Here is a 15120-nt window from a genome sequence, read left to right on the forward strand (position 1 = left end):
ACCGATGGAAGTGCTGGTTGCCGTGTGCGACCGCATGGGTATCGAAACCGGGGTATCGGTGTTTGGCATTCAGGACGTGGCGGAGGATCGGGTATTCCCCATCATGGACTTCCCCATCCGCAGCGACCGCGATGCCCTGACCATGGGCTATGCCGGCGTGTACGGCTCATTCCTGCTGTTCGCCAAGCGTGCCGAGAAGAAGTACGGCGTATCCGCCCGCGAGATCCTCGTGGAGATGGGCCGACGCGGCATGGTCGGCGGTCAGGAAGACATGATCGAAGACACCGCCATGACCCTAGCCAAGCAACGCGCAAGCGCCTAAGCGGTAATCGGGCGGCGCCCGCAAGGCGCCGTCACTCTAATCTGCTGGCGCTGGCCTGCACGGCAACGCCCACCAAGCCTCCACCTCCTCAAATCTCCGCACCCCTACTCAATAGACCGTGAGCCGAATAACCGGCTTATTCGGCTCATCCAATGAGCCAAATAGATATTTGAGCGTTAAACCCAGTGCAGCCCTGACAAGCCCGCTTAGTCCAAACATCTTCAACTACAGCCTTCTTGATACCGCCATTGCCTGAGGGCAATACCTCGCTTGTTGCACGGCCGCAGGGCTTAGCACCGAACCTATTGCCCCTCTTGGCCAATGCCTAACGCCAACGCTAAATGCCGCTCAAGCGGATAAGCCCGCCTTAGAGCGGCGCGTGCAAACAAGCAAACGATCGAAAAGTAAATACTGCAAATAGCTTTTTGCCATCACAACAAGATTAGGTAGTATCGAGGCATATTTGTACGACTGTACTACCTAGGTGTGAGCTATGGATTTCACCGCACTTATCGCGCAGCTCTGGGGCACGCTGGGATGGTTTATCCCTGCGCTGCTATTGCTGGGCGTGCTCAAGTCGCCTTGGGGCAAAGGGCAGATTGGCGAGCTGCTGGTGAGGCTGTTTGCCCATCTGAAGCTGGATAAACACACCTACCGCCGCCTGCATAACGTCACCCTCAATACCCCGGACGGCACCACGCAGATCGACCACGTATTTATCTCGCGTTACGGCATCTTTGTGCTGGAAACCAAGAATATGAGCGGCTGGATCTTCGGCAGCGAGAAACAGGCGCAGTGGACGCAGAAGCTCTACAAACGCACCTTCAAATTCCAGAACCCGCTGCGGCAGAACTACAAGCACCTTAAAGCCCTGGAAGCCAAGCTTGGCGTTGATCCTAAAAATTTGCACTCAGTCATCACCTTCGTCGGCGGCAGCACCTTTAAAACCGAAGTCCCGGCCAACGTGACCCAGGGCATCGGCTTTATTCGCTATATCCAATCATTCCAGCAGCCGGTGTTTAGCGACACAGAAGTCAGCGCCATGTTGCAGGCCCTGCAAACAGGCCGCCGCGCGCCGACCCTCGCCACCCATCGAGAGCATGTGCTAAACCTTAAACGCCGCCGTGACCCGACAGCCGAGCGGCAATGCCCGAAATGTGGCAGCGAGCTGCTGATCCGCACAGTTAAGTCAGGGGCGAAAGCAGGGCAGCAGTTTTGGGGATGCTCGGCCTTCCCAAAGTGCCGAACCATGCAGAGTCTTTGAAATGCATTTGAGAACAGGAAATCGTGGTCTGTCCTCTATTGCAGCAAGTTCCAAATAAGCATCGCACTTAACTCCACAAGTAGAAAACAAGTCATGCAACAAAAGCAAATCATATTAGAATCCATTCAAAAGCTTCCAGAGGACGACTTCAGCAGAAGCGTGCTAATGCCCCTGCTAGGTAAAATTGGATACACAAATATTGAGTTCAACGGTGGGGCGTACGAGCAAGGAAAAGACATTATTGCCCACATGCCTGCGGCATTAGGGAAAGATGAAATCCATGTCTTCCAGTCAAAAAAATTCAAATCAAAAAGAAGCACGGCAAGCAGAGAAAAATTCTCTGAATACATATACCAACTTAATCTATGCATCCAAAAGCCAATTACACTATCAGATGGCAGCAAGCGTAGACCTAACAAAGTTTATTTCGTCACGCCATACCAAGTAAATAGCAGACACCTTGAAGAGCAGTTCGAAAATCTTTCTCTTCCAAACATAGAAGTTCTCGACGGGGAGTATCTAGCTGCTAGCATAGCGAAGCACTGGCCTTCATTTGCCAGAGACATAATCCCCGATGCCGAGATAGCCATAAGCCCTGCTCTTGAAGAAATTTTTAACATAGAACTAAACAATGCCCTGCACATCAAAGAGCAAAAAAGATACACAGAATACTACAACGACTTGAATTTCTTCGTTGGAGAGGTGGACAGCTGCCTAGTATTCGGAGGCGAAATTGAGCACCAAATTGTTAAATATCCACCTTACTCAAAAGGTGAATGGGACGAACTTAAAAAGTTTAACTCAGCCCTACAGGATTATGGCGACCCTGGCATAATAACCAGCTCAATCACAGAGATTGAAGAAAAATACAAATTCGATCTAAATGCTCATATTAGCGTAGCAAACACTAAGCTAATAAAGCATTCAGAAGATTTGCAAGCATCCATTGCAAATGGAAAGCAGAAAGTCACCTCAACTATCTCTGAAATAATAGACTACTACTCAAAAATAAAAGAAGCATCAGGGGCGAAAGGCACCAGCCTTCCCGATGTAGCGCTCGCACTATCTTTGCTAGAAGAATTCAAGGATCAGATAGGGAGCAGTAACGAGATAGAGTGCCCGACTAGAGCAGGAATACCGAAAGCAGCACACGAAACGCTACAATTCCTTTATAACACTAGAAACGAAGTTTTCAGATCAGAGAACGAGCTCCTCCTCATCCTCAAAAAAATCATTCCCACTCCCATCATTAACGCAAAAATTGACCCCATTGCAATTACAAAAAGAATAAACTCTAAAATTCGCCATGCAGAAGAGTTTATTCAGAAACTAAACGCACGATCATTAACCTGCAGTGAAACAAAAACAATACTTGACGAAATAAACTCACTTCTTCGAACAATCGATATAGCAACAAATCACAACCAAAGCGTCGCTCATTTTCGCATAGTTCAAGGATCAGCAAATAAAAACGTGCTTGACATATCTGCGCACTCTATTTTTGACTCCGGCTGCAATATAGCAATATATGGTGAGGCCGGCGCAGGAAAAACAACGACCCTGCATATGTACGCAGACAAGCTATATCAGAATCGACAGACCGGACAAATAGCACTATTCTTGCCATTAAACAGAATAACTAAAAAAATCGGCGAAATGGATCAAAACTCCAGATCCAATTTAATCTCAGAAGAAAACCCCTTTGAATCTCTACTTAATGCATTTCTTTCTTACAGAGGCGTAGAGGCATCAACAGAAAACAGAAAGTCACTAATACACGCATTACAAAGTTCAAAAAAGTGCACTGTGATAGTCGACGCCTTAGATGAAGCGAGCACTCATGCTCCATGGATCATACAAGCTTTATCAGAGCTCCCATCCAATGTATCTCACGTCCAAGTTATTACCTCATCAAGAAACTGCGTTAAATATATAAGAGAAGTAGAGTTTCTAGGAATCACCCTTCTTCCATTCACAAAAAAACAACTAGAAAATTTCATTTCCGGATGGATTGGTGATGACAAGCAGGCGGATACTTTATTAAAAATAATAGAGGACAAGAAGCTATATGACGTGGCCAAAAACCCACTGCTCGCGACTATTATCTGTAGTCTTCACACCAGCGACGTCCCCATACCAGAGAACGAGCCAGAGTTATACTGGAGGAAAATAGAGCTTCTATGTGGCTTGTACGATCACCACAAAGGAATCATTCGAACAAAGAACGAAAAAAGCTTCCTAGAAGCTTGCTGCATAAAGCTAGGATATCGCTTCCATAGAAACGAGATTCGAGAAACCTCTATTTCTGAGATGCATAAATTCCTTATTGCCGACTTTGAAGGCAGATACCCATCAGCCAAGATCTCAAGCGCAATTGACGATCTTATTTTCTCTTGCAACATCCTCATAAAACAGCCAGGAAGCGAAAACTACGGCTTTGAGCATCTTCGCTATCAAGAACTTTTGGCCGCAAAAGAAATAGAGAGAAATAGAAGCATCGACATAACCATCTTGATCGGGAAAGAATGGTGGAAAGGACCACTTTATCTATACTCATTTAATCATGATATTCAATTTTTAATTGATGAAATCTACGATAAGAAAGGGAACATTTCAAAGTACAAAGAAACACTACTATTAATGATCGAAGGCCGACCGCCCAAACAGCGCAGCAACCTTATAGCACTAGTGAATAGACTGGCAAAACAAGACTCGTTTGACGGACTTGGTCGATCATCAAGTTATGATTACGACCATGAAGATGAAGACTTATACTAAATAGTCGAGTGAGATATACGCCGCTAGTTACTACGAGCAATTATCGCAGCGCGGCTCAATAAAGTAAGAAAGTACCTAATCTGGGGCCTTTAAGTGATCAGGCCCACTTCTTCTGACGGAGCGACATTATAAACCAGAGCGAAGCTCAGATTCCTTCCCGCGACACGCATGATGAAAATCTTCGCGTGCAACTCTGCCACTTCGACATAGTTATCTTGGGCAACACACCCGAAATGCCGACGCGTGTAAGCGCCTATCTTCTAATGTCTGAACGGTACAAAAAACGGTACAGTGCTCAGCTTTCACAGATTTCGCTAAATTACGCTCAACCCCATATACGACGTTACTTTTAGCTAACTGCACCTACGCTAAATCACACACGATTTCACTAGGCTTGCAGCGTTCCCAGGCAACTAATAATCCTCTGCTCCGCGGTTAGCGTCCGCGTAGCCCCGGCCAAAAGCAAAACTGTTTATCGCGCCGGGCAGAGTTGGAATACAGAAGTCCGTAGTTATACGGATGAACACCGCCGTAACCGACGGTACTTCTCAGCTATCTATGACGTAATAAACGAAGCCACCCACCCCCTAACGCCATCCTACTAGCGCAAGCATTGGGGTGATAACTACGGCTCACCGCTCTACAACGGCGTGTCACATCACCCATCGCCTTTGCTAACCTAGCAATAGCGACTCGCCAGTCATCCCTGCCGGCACTCAGTTAAATCATGCCGGATGGGGTTAAGCACAAGGATAAGGCCTGCGAGTTTTTTATTACCTTAGCTTTGGCAGCCTGCCCCTATGGACTCAATACTTTCTCTGCTGAGTGAAACCCTGCCTGAAGCCCGCACACTGGAGGAGCTGGCGCGGCCGTTGTTGCGTTTGCTTCGGCAAGTGACGGGCATGGAGTCGACGTACCTCACCACCATTGATACCGAGGCGGGAGTTCAGCGGGTCGAGTACGCGCTTAATAGCGGTGAGATGGTCATCCCCGAAGGCTTAGAAGTGCCTTGGGGCGATACTTTGTGTAAGCGGGCGCTGGAGGAGAATCGGTTGTTTACCGATAACGTCAGCGAATGCTGGGGCGATTCCGAGGCAGCGGCGGCGTTGGGGATTCGCACCTATGCCAGCTCGCCGATCCACGCTCAGGATGGCCGGGTGCTGGGCACGGTGTGTGCCGCCAGTGCCCAACAGTTACCGCTGTCCATACAGGTTGAACCGCTGCTTAAGCTGCTGTCTGGCCTGCTGAGCTACTCCCTGGAGCGCGATCTGCTGGTCAAGCAATTGCGCGCGGCTAACGGTGAGCTGACCAAGCTGGCGCTGACCGATGTCTTAACCGGCTTGGCTAACCGCCGGGCGATCATGGACAAGATCACCCGGCTGTTTGCCTTGGCTGAGCGCGAAGAAAAATTCGTGCTGCTGGCGGTGATTGATCTGGATGGTTTTAAGCAGATCAACGACCGCCACGGTCACTTGGCCGGCGATGAGTTTTTGCGCGGCATTGCTCAGCAACTGCAACAGAGCCTGCGGGCCGGGGATATGATCGGGCGCACCGGCGGTGACGAGTTTATCGTCCTCGGCCTGGCCTCCAGCACTGGGGCTGACGCCAGCGGCGCGATGGCCAGCGCCGCCGAGCATCTGCAACAACGCCTGACGGAAGCCACCATCGGCACATTTAATTTGGGCAGCGATTTGCCGGCGCATGACTATGCCGGCGCCAGCGTGGGCGTGGTGGCGCTGCGACCGCAAGGCCTCAGTGCCGATGAGGCGATTAAGCAAGCAGACGACGCCATGTACCGGGTTAAGCAGCAGCGCAAGCAACAGCGTTTGGCGGCCAGCTAGCTGGGGGCAAAGCAGACAGATGAGGCGGCACCAGCGCGCCTCTGGTGCTGCACAGAAATGACCAAGCGCTGTATTCGGCAAAATTCAACAGGCATTGCACAAAGGCTTTTACCCAGCAAGGGCGGCTCAGGTAATTCTCGGAGCAAACCTGACCGTTAATCCGGAGTTGGGCGTTTGTCGGCCAAAGTTCAGAATATTCTCAGGCAGATGGCCTATATAGACGGGGCGGAAACTGTAAAATCAGCGCCCCGAATTTGCCGTGGGGGCACCAGCCACCCACCTGCACCACGTTGAGCCCATGTCGATTAGCCGCTGTCCTAAAACCAAACCGCTGCTCGCCTGGATGCTGTATTGCAGCATCCTGCTCAGCGCGTGGCTGTGCGCCACCGGTCACGGGCAGATGGCAGGCATGCAGCTGAGTGGTTTGGACAGCGAATTCTGCTCGTTGCACGACAACGGCGGCGCCAGCGATTTAAGCGACCATTCCAGCATGCTGATGGCTTCGTCCATGGGCGATGGTTGCGCACTCAGCAGCCTGTTTAGCGCCGTATTGCTGGCCGCGCTGTTTGGTCTGTTGGCCCTGCTCGCGGGTGAGTCAGCCAGGCCGCTACCGCCCTTGCATGCCCGGCGCAGCCCCCGTGACCGCTGGCCCCTGGCCAATCCCCGCGCTTCCCCCCAAGTGCTTCTCTCGCTGTGACAGTGCCTCGCCGCAACGCCTAATAACTTCTGGCGGCGAGCGTTTGCCCATTCCTAGCTAGGAAGCCCTTTATGTTTCGCCTGACTACTCTGGCGCTGCTGATTAGCAGCGTGACCTGCGCATGGGCGCAGGATGAAACCCTGCCTGCCAGCACCATTAGCGCCACCGCTGAAAGCGTCGAAGGCACGCAGCTGGACCTCGACCAACCGATTGCCAGCGGCTCACGCCTGAACCTCAGTGCGCGGGAAAACCCGGCGTCGATCAGCGTGGCCGACCGCGCCATGATGGAGCGAATCGGCGCCCGTACCTTCCAAGATGCAGCCAATGCCTTGCCGGGGGTGAATGCCTCGGCACCGCCGGGCTTGGGCGGCTATGTGTCGTATCGCGGTTTTAGCGGCTCGCAAATCAGCCAGATGTTTAACGGCATCAACCTGCAATACGGCGCCGCCGCACGGCCGATAGGCGCGTGGATTTATGATCGGGTGGAGTTGCTCGGCGGGCCGTCGTCGTTCTTAAACGGCAGCGGCGCCGTGGGCGGCAGCCTGAATATGATCACGAAGCTCGCCAGCCGCGATAAAGACAGCATCGAAGGGCGGGTCAGCTACGGTCGCTACGACAGCATGGAAACCGCCATCGGCATCAATCAGGCGTTGAACGACGGTGACGGCCCGCGCCACTACGCGCGCCTGGACTACAGCCGCACGCAGAGCAATGGCTATATCGACCGGCAAGAGAACGGTGCCGGCAACCTGGCCTTCTCGCTGCTCAGCGACATCAACGAGCGGCTCTCGCACACCCTGGCCATCGAGTACCTCGAAGAAAAAGAAGACAGCCCGTACTGGGGCACGCCGACCTTGCGCCCGCAAAGCGGTGAGCTGCATATCGACAAGCACAACCGCTTTAACAACTACAACGTTGAAGACGGTCGTTACGAGCAGCGCACCCGCTGGTTGCGCTCGATCACCGACTACCAGATCAGCGACAGCCTGCAACTGCGCAACACCTTCTACCACTACAACGGTGAGCGTGATTACCGCAACCTGGAGGTGTATCGCTACAGCGCCGACAACAGCGGCGTGGTGCGCTCCGGGGCCTATCGCCAGCGGCATGATCAGGAGGTCAACGGCAACCGTTTGGAGCTGACCCAGCAAGGCGAGCTGTTTGGTTTGGCCAGCGACTGGGCCTATGGCCTGGACTATAGCCGCAACCAGCAAACCAACTATCCGCTGTCGATCTCCGCGCCGTTCGATACGGTCAATCCGGATGGTTTTGCTCCGGGGCATTGGGGCGACATCAACGGCATGGATGCGCCGCGCAGCAAAGGCCGCAGCACCTGGACCAACACCAGCTCGGGGTTTGTCGAGAACCGCACCCAGCTCACCGAGCAACTGGCGCTGATCAGCGCGCTGCGTTACGACCATATCGACTTCGATGTGACCGAGCATGCCTCAGGCAAAAAACTCGACCGCCGCTGGGATACCGTCACCGGGCGCTTGGGTTTGGTCTATGCCTTCACCCCGACCTTTAGCGTCTACAGCCAGTACAGCACTTCGGCCGAGCCACCGGGCGGCGCGCTGACCAGTGCGTCGATCGCCCAGGTCGGCGACTTGGATATCAGCACCGGGCGCCAGGTAGAGGTCGGCACCAAGTTCGACTTCCTCGACGGGCGCGGCACCGCCACGGCGGCGGCGTACCAAATTGTGCGCAAGAACATCTCGGTGCCCTCCTCGACCACGCCGAACACCACCGAGCAGGCCGGGCAGCAGACCTCCACCGGCATCGAGTTGGCGGCCTCGTTCAAAGTCACGCCGAAGCTGTTGGCGGCGGCTAACTTCGCCTGGGTGAATGCCGAATACGACGAGTTCAACGAGAGCGTCGGCGGCGTGGTGTATTCGCGCAAAGGCAAAAATCCGGTGAACATCCCCGACAAAACCGCCAACCTGTGGCTGACCTATGACCTCGCGCCGGGCTGGCAGGTCGGCGCCGATGCACGCTACGTGGCCTCGGTGTATGCCGACACGGCCAACACCATGTGGCTGCCGTCGTACACCCTGTACGGTCTGTCGAGCACCTACCAGATGAACAAAAACCTGCAACTGAGTGCGCGCCTGCGCAACCTCACCGATGAGGTGTATGCCAACTACATCCACCAGAGCAACTTGCAATACTACTTAGGTGAGCCGCGCAGTCTCGAACTCGCGGTGCAGTGGAGTTACTGATGAGCATTAAGCGCCAGCTGTACCTGTGGCATCGCTGGTTAGGGATTATCGGCTGCCTGTTTATGGCGCTGTGGTTGGTGTCTGGGGTGGTCATGCTGTATGTCGGCTACCCCAAGCTGACGCCCAGCGAGCGCTTAAGCCATCTGCCGAGGCTGTCTGCTGATTGCTGCCAGGATCTGCCGTCGAACTGGATTCACCGGCCGTTAAAAAGCCTGCGCCTGACCAGCTTAGGCGGCCAGCCGCACTACCTGATGGAGCAGCTCGATGGCCGCCGTTTTGCCGTAAATGCGCGCACCGGCGAGCAGATCATGCAGGTCGATCAGGCCTGGGCTCTGGCCAACGCCCAGCAGTATCTGCCGGGCATACCGCTGCATTATCAGCGGGTGTTGGATGAGGACATGTGGAGCCATTCCCGTGCCCTCGACGACGACCGCCCGCTGCATTTGGTGCGCGCCGAGGATGGTGCCGGCACCTGGCTGTACCTGTCGGGGCGCACCGGCGAGCTGGTGCGCGATGCCAGCCATGAGGAGCGGGTGTGGAACTGGGTCGGTGCCTGGCTGCACTGGTTGTATCCGCTGCGCGGTGGTTTTGGCTTTGAGAACGGCTGGCGGGTGTTGGTGATTGGTCTGTCACTGCTCGGCACGCTGATGGCGGTGCTCGGCATGCTGGTCGGGGTGTTGCGCCTGCGCTGGCGCAGCACCTATCGCAACGGCTCGCACAGCCCGTACAAAGGCGGCTGGCTGCGCTGGCACCATATTGGCGGTTTGCTGTTTGGCCTGGTGCTGGTGCTGTGGGTGTTTAGCGGGTTGATGTCGATGCGCCCCTGGGGGCTGACCCTGAACCAATCGAAGATCGACCTCAACGCACTGGGGCAAAGCCCGCTGCGTGCCAGCGAAGCGCCGGTCAGCGTGGCCCAGGCCTTAACCTCGCTGCAGCAAAACGGCGAGTTCGCCGCCGTGGAGCTGGAGTGGCGGCGCCTGGCGGGCGAGACCTATCTGCTGGCCCGTGATGCCAGCGGCGACAGCCGGATTATCGAAGGTAATGGCAAGCCGCTGCTGAGCTTTAGCCGTGAGCGTCTGCTCGCGGCGGCCCAGCCGTTGGCCAATGGCCTCAGGCTTAAAGACAACTGGCAAACCCAGTACGACTTCCATTACTTCGCCCGCGCCGAGCACAGCATGCTCGGCGGCATGCCGCGACCACTGCCGGTGCTGCGTTTGCGCTTTAACGATGCGGCGCAGTCTTGGCTGTACCTCGACCCGGCCAGCGGCGAGCTGGTGGCCAGCCATGATCAGGCGCAGCGCAGCGGCCGCTGGCTGTTTAACCTGCTGCACAGTTGGGATGGGCAGGCGCTGCTGCAACGCCCACGGCTGCGTGAAGGGCTGATGATTGCCTTTAGCTTAGGCAGCCTGGTGATTGCCAGCAGCGGCGTGGTGTTGGCCTGGCGCCGCCTGCGCCGCAGCAAGCCACGCCGAGCCAAAGCGCGGGAGTAAGCCTTAGGCTGTGGTCAGCGATGGCCACAGCCTAAGCTTGCCGGGGCATGCAAACCATGGCGCCGCGAGACGGATCAGCGCCAGCCTCCCGGCTCTTAGTTCACCAGCACTATGGCGCTTGCACCTGTAACTGGACGTTGGCGACACCTTCAGGGCTGACTTCCAGAGACAACGACAACACCTGCACCTGCTGTTGTTCCAACTGATCCAGCCAGGTGATCAGACTGCCCAGATGACCTTCCAAAGCCAGACTTAACCGCCCCGGCGCCTCACGATCCATGCGCTGCAAATTTAACCCGGCCTGCTGGCCAGAGCGGGCCACCACGCTCGGCAGGTTACTGGCAGAAACCCCCTCCTGCGCCTCGCTGGCATCCAGCGGTAACTGCAACAACTGACTGTGTTGCAGGCTGGCATTGCGCCAATTTTGCTGGGCCGCATACAGCCCTTGCTGCAGCGGTTGCCAGAGCAAACTGTAAGTGCTGCACAACAGTAAAAAGCCGGCCAAGCCCTGCAACGCCAGTTGCTCGCGCTTGGCCAAGGCTTGCCACTGACTGCCGGCACGGGCGCGATAAGCACGTAGCTTAGGGTTGTGCCACAAGGCTTTAAGGGGAAGAGACGGCATGTTTATTCCTTGATCTGAAAACGCGCGCTGACCCCATCGGCGGCGCGCACGGAAGACTCGATGCTGATATCCAGCCCCTGCGCCAGCAGCCCTTCGCGCAGCAGTTGCAGATCGGCAAAGGCCGGCGCGCTGACCTGCAAGCTCCAGCCTTCGTCTGGCTGGTAATCCAAACGCTGCACCCGGGCCAAAGCGCCGTGGCTGCTGCTCCACTGCTGGGCCAGTTGCGACAGACGCAGGGCTATGCCGCTGGGTTGCAGCAGGTTTTGTTGTTTGGCCTCGATGAGCGCGGCCAAGTCCAGATTGTCCATGGACTCGCTAAAGCGCTGCTGCCACAACTGCGCAGTGGCTTGCTGTAATTGCTCGGTCTGCTGATTGATGTAGGTGTCCAAAGCCAAATACTGCAGGCACTGGGCACTGCCTGCGGCAATCAGAATCGCCGCGCTCAGGTGCCACAGCGACTTACGCGGTGCCCGCAGAGCAAACTCGGCCTGGCGCAGATCAATCGCTTGCGCCGCGCCCTGGCTTAGCTGCAACCAAGGCTGTGCCAGAGCTTGCCAATGCTGGCGACTACCGGCTGGCAAACTGGCGGGCGGCTCGCCCTGCCAGTGCAGGTCATCTGGCAGCAGCGGCTGCAAGTCATGCAGCTCATCCACGGTCAGGGCCAGGCGCAGCGGCGCACTGCCGCCAAGCAACCAGCGACCTTGGCAAAACAGTGCACGCGGTTGCTGCTGGCCCAGGCAATCGGCGTCCAGATGCACCCGCTTAGGTTGCAGGCCCAGCCCTTGCAACTGGTTGAGACAATCAGTTAACAGCTGCCGCTTGATCGCCAAGACACCGCTGGCCTGCTGTGCTTGCAGCGGTGCCAAGGCCAGATGCAGCTGCGCCACGTCATCCACCAACTGTTCTTCCAAGGCGCTGGCCAGGGCCTGGCGCAGCCAGCGGCCACTGCGCGGCGGCAACTGCACAAGGTGGTAGCTGGCCCACTCCATCGGCAGCAGCAGGTGCACAGGGCGCTGCGCTAAGGCCACGGCGGCTTGCGCCAAATCGCCCTGGGCTAACTCGCCAGCGGCGCCCCACCACGCGCACTCACGGCCGTTGGGGGCAAGGTATAACCAGTCACTCATGATGGGTTTCTCAGGGGATTCAAGGGGCGATGGATGGATGGGCCGGACTGGGTTGCAAGCTGCGCTGACGCACTCGCACTTGCTGGTTATCCAGCACCTGCAAATCACTGATCAGGCGCAGGCGGCGGCTCTGCCAGAGCACATCGACAGTGGCGCGAAACTGCCGGCTGCTCACCGTCAGGCCCTGGGGTTGGATGTCACGCCCCTGCAGCATGGGATTGGCCAGAAACGCCGCTAAGTTGGGATAGCCCTGACGCGGCCGGCTACTGGCCAAGGTGCGTGCCGTGACGGCATCAATGCCCTCGATACAGGCCAGTAACTGCGCCGGCGCCGTGTTGATATTCAGGCTGCTGCGCGGCATCGCCACCACCAGCGGTTCAAGTAGCAGGAGCAGCGCGGGGCTGGCCTGCGGCAACTGCTGCAACTCGGTTACATCAGCCAAGCCCTGCTGTTGCAACAGCAGGCTGGGATCGTGGGTTTTAATGCCTTGCTGGGCCAATAAGCGTTGATAGCGCGAACGCTGAGTCGGGTTGTTATCGAGCAGACTATTGAGGTTAAAGCGCGCGCTGAGGTCGCTCAGTTGCACGCGGATCACCCCGCCGCCCACCTGCAACTCAGGCGCGGCTTGCGCCCAGCGCTGCTGCAGATGAGTCACCTGCAAGGCGCCCTCCTCACGCAGCGACCACAGCAGTTGCTGACGCGCCCAAGCCTCGCCACTTAGGGCCAGCTGCCACAGCTGCTGTTGCTGCTGCAGGTTGGCGCTGCTGTGCAGGCTTAGGCGCTGCCGGGCGAGCATGGTGCTGACGATCAGGGTCACCAAGACGCAAATCAGCAACACGCTGAGCAGGGCCACGCCCTGTTGCGGACGGTGCCTACTCATCTTCTGACTCTTCGCGATCCAGCGTGCCGGGCAAGGCGATAACCCGACGCATCTGGGCAAAGCCCGGGGCATCCAGTTCAATCTCGATAGCGGCTGGCAGGCTCATCGCCTCATTGCCGGCCGGCCAATACTCATGGCTGGCGCCAGTGCCATCGATAAAACGCAGGCTGTGCAGTTGCACGCCCATAAGCAATTGCTGCTGGCTGCTTTGCTCGCTGGCCGGCGCCATGCCTTGGGCCTCGCGCAACCAGAGGCCATCCTGCCAATGGTGACTAACTTGCAGTTGCTCGCTGCGCGGCGCTTGCAGCGGATTGCGCCAGCCGCCGCGGACCAGACTAAAGCCGCTGGGCCGGCTGATCAGTGCTTGCGTGTGGCTGGGGTCGTCCAGCAGCGGCTGACGGCGCGCTTGCTGTAAGTCGCGCTCCAGCACACTGAAGGCCCGCTGCAATTGGCGCAGCTGTTGTTCGTGCTGACTCAGGCGCTGATCGCTGCGCAGCACCCGGTCGAGCAGTTGATAGGTGGCCAGACCGAGCAAGCTAAAAATGGCGATGGCGACGATCACCTCCAGCAAGGTAAAGCCACGCTGACTCATGGCTGTCTCTCGATCAGGGCGAATAATTCGGCGCGGCTGTAACGCTGGGCAGCGGCCAAAGAGGGCTGCGCCGAAACGCGCACCTGCACCTGCCACAACGCCGGATTGGGCGTGGCCTGAACGGTGCAGAACAACCACCACTGCCGCTCGCCAAACTGCACCTGCTCCTGGCTGCTGCGCGGCTCCAGCGCACGCATGCCGGCGCGCAGTTCATTGATGCGGTTATCGGCAAGCCACATGGCCTGGGTGCGTTCGCTCAGGCTCGCGGTGTTGGCGGTGACATGCTGCATGGCGCTAAACAAGGCCAGCGACAAGGTGGCAAAGATCGCCACCGCGACCATCACCTCAAGCAGGGTAAAGCCGCGCTCATTCATCGGCAGCCAGCTCGGCATCGGCGATGCCATCGCTAAACAGGCGCAGCAGAGGCTTGCCCTCGGCCTGAATAATCAGGCTGTAAGCGCTGCTCTGATCACTGGACAGCAAGTGAATTTGCGGCAAGCTCCCGCTGGTGGGCAGGCTGCGGTCGGCCTCTTCGATCTGCACACGCAGACTGAGGCGCCTGGGTAGCTGATGCGCGGTAAATTCAGCACTGCGCTGCCACTGCCCGGCATCATCCAGCTGCCACACCGCATAGCCATCGCTGTCGATGCGCAGGCCGTAGTCGTGGAAATTCAGCACGGCTTGCTCACGCAATAATTGCAGCAATGCTTGCAGGCGCTGTGCCTCATGGCGCGCCTCGCGGGCGGCGGAATCCGGCGCCACCAGGCCCACCACGGCACAGCTCACGGCAATCAGCAGCAGCGTCACCAACACTTCGAGCAAGGTGAAACCCCGCTGCCGCTGAGTGCGCACTTATTGATCCCAGTTGCCGATATCGGCATTCAGACCCTCACCACCGCTTTTGCCATCGGCGCCAAAGCTGTAGAGGTCATAGCCCTGCCCGTGACTGGCGGGCATGCGGTATTGGTAGGCGTTGCCCCAGGGGTCCATGGGCAAACGCTTGAGGTAACCGTCGGAGTTCCAGTTACGTGCCGGCGGATGGCCGCTGGGTTTGCTGACCAGCGCGGCGAGGTTTTGCGCGTTGCTGGGATACTGGTGGTTATCCAGTTTGTAGATATCCAAAGCCATGCCAATGGCCTTGAGATCGGTCTGTGCGGCACTGGCTTTGGCCTGATCGGGGCGGCTCATAATCTGCGGTACGACTAACGCCGCGAGCACGCCCAAGATCACCACTACCACCATGATTTCGATCATGGTGAAGCCCTGTTGTCGCTTTGCCCTGTTCACGTTG

13 protein-coding genes and 1 pseudogene are annotated in these 15120 nt (G+C 56.9%); 7 read left to right on the forward strand and 7 right to left on the reverse strand.

All coding sequences use genetic code 11. The features are described 5' to 3' along the window. From NTD81_RS11455 to NTD81_RS11485, 7 genes and pseudogenes are all read left to right on the forward strand, one after another. A pseudogene (locus NTD81_RS11455) lies at positions 1–322 on the forward strand (4-hydroxy-2-oxovalerate aldolase); the annotation flags it as partial. A 493-nt stretch (positions 323–815) separates the two neighbouring features. Beyond that, positions 816–1586: a nuclease-related domain-containing protein gene (locus tag NTD81_RS11460; RefSeq protein ID WP_262182485.1), complete on the forward strand. Its 771-nt coding sequence runs from the start codon at positions 816–818 to the stop codon at positions 1584–1586. A gap of 93 nt (positions 1587–1679) precedes the next feature. Further along, positions 1680–4364 carry an NACHT domain-containing protein gene (locus NTD81_RS11465; protein WP_262182486.1) on the forward strand — a complete coding sequence of 895 codons (2685 nt, stop codon included), beginning with the start codon at positions 1680–1682 and terminating at the stop codon, positions 4362–4364. A gap of 800 nt (positions 4365–5164) precedes the next feature. After that, entirely contained in the window at positions 5165–6205 is a 1041-nt protein-coding gene (locus tag NTD81_RS11470; RefSeq protein ID WP_262182487.1) for a GGDEF domain-containing protein, read from the forward strand. Positions 6206–6503: 298 nt separating this feature from the next. Further along, positions 6504–6902, forward strand: coding sequence for a DUF2946 family protein (locus NTD81_RS11475; protein WP_262182488.1), 399 nt, complete (start codon positions 6504–6506; stop codon positions 6900–6902). Positions 6903–6973: 71 nt separating this feature from the next. Continuing rightward, a complete protein-coding gene (locus NTD81_RS11480; protein ID WP_262182489.1) occupies positions 6974–9121 on the forward strand; it encodes a TonB-dependent receptor in 2148 nt (715 codons plus the stop codon). Positions 9122–9126: 5 nt separating this feature from the next. Continuing rightward, complete coding sequence (locus tag NTD81_RS11485; RefSeq protein WP_262182969.1) at positions 9127–10611, forward strand: PepSY domain-containing protein; 1485 nt, start codon at positions 9127–9129, stop codon at positions 10609–10611. 109 nt (positions 10612–10720) lie between these two features. On the opposite strand, the gene NTD81_RS11490 is transcribed toward NTD81_RS11485, so the two are convergent. From NTD81_RS11490 to gspG, 7 genes are read right to left on the reverse strand one after another with little or no spacing between them, the layout of a single operon-like run. Next, complete coding sequence (locus tag NTD81_RS11490; protein WP_262182490.1) at positions 10721–11233, reverse strand: type II secretion system protein M; 513 nt, start codon at positions 11231–11233, stop codon at positions 10721–10723. A gap of 2 nt (positions 11234–11235) precedes the next feature. Further along, positions 11236–12357 carry a type II secretion system protein GspL gene (gspL, locus tag NTD81_RS11495; protein WP_262182491.1) on the reverse strand — a complete coding sequence of 374 codons (1122 nt, stop codon included), beginning with the start codon at positions 12355–12357 and terminating at the stop codon, positions 11236–11238. A gap of 19 nt (positions 12358–12376) precedes the next feature. After that, entirely contained in the window at positions 12377–13237 is an 861-nt protein-coding gene (locus tag NTD81_RS11500) for a general secretion pathway protein GspK (protein ID WP_262182492.1), read from the reverse strand. Beyond that, on the reverse strand, positions 13230–13829 hold the full coding sequence (gspJ, locus tag NTD81_RS11505) for a type II secretion system minor pseudopilin GspJ (protein WP_262182494.1): 600 nt from the start codon (positions 13827–13829) through the stop codon (positions 13230–13232). Before gspJ ends, NTD81_RS11500 begins: the two co-directional genes overlap by 8 nt. Further along, on the reverse strand, positions 13826–14221 hold the full coding sequence (gene gspI / locus NTD81_RS11510; RefSeq protein WP_262182496.1) for a type II secretion system minor pseudopilin GspI: 396 nt from the start codon (positions 14219–14221) through the stop codon (positions 13826–13828). Before gspI ends, gspJ begins: the two co-directional genes overlap by 4 nt. Then, the gene (gene gspH / locus NTD81_RS11515) at positions 14196–14681 is read right to left on the reverse strand and encodes a type II secretion system minor pseudopilin GspH (protein ID WP_262182498.1); all 486 of its coding nucleotides are present in this window, start codon (positions 14679–14681) and stop codon (positions 14196–14198) included. Before gspH ends, gspI begins: the two co-directional genes overlap by 26 nt. Then, positions 14682–15116 (reverse strand): type II secretion system major pseudopilin GspG, encoded by a 435-nt coding sequence (gspG, locus tag NTD81_RS11520; protein ID WP_262182500.1) that lies wholly within the window; start codon positions 15114–15116, stop codon positions 14682–14684. Between the last annotated feature and the right edge of the window lie 4 nt (positions 15117–15120).

This window comes from Pseudomonas sp. 5P_3.1_Bac2 (assembly GCF_025465995.1).
Lineage (GTDB): Bacteria > Pseudomonadota > Gammaproteobacteria > Pseudomonadales > Pseudomonadaceae > Aquipseudomonas.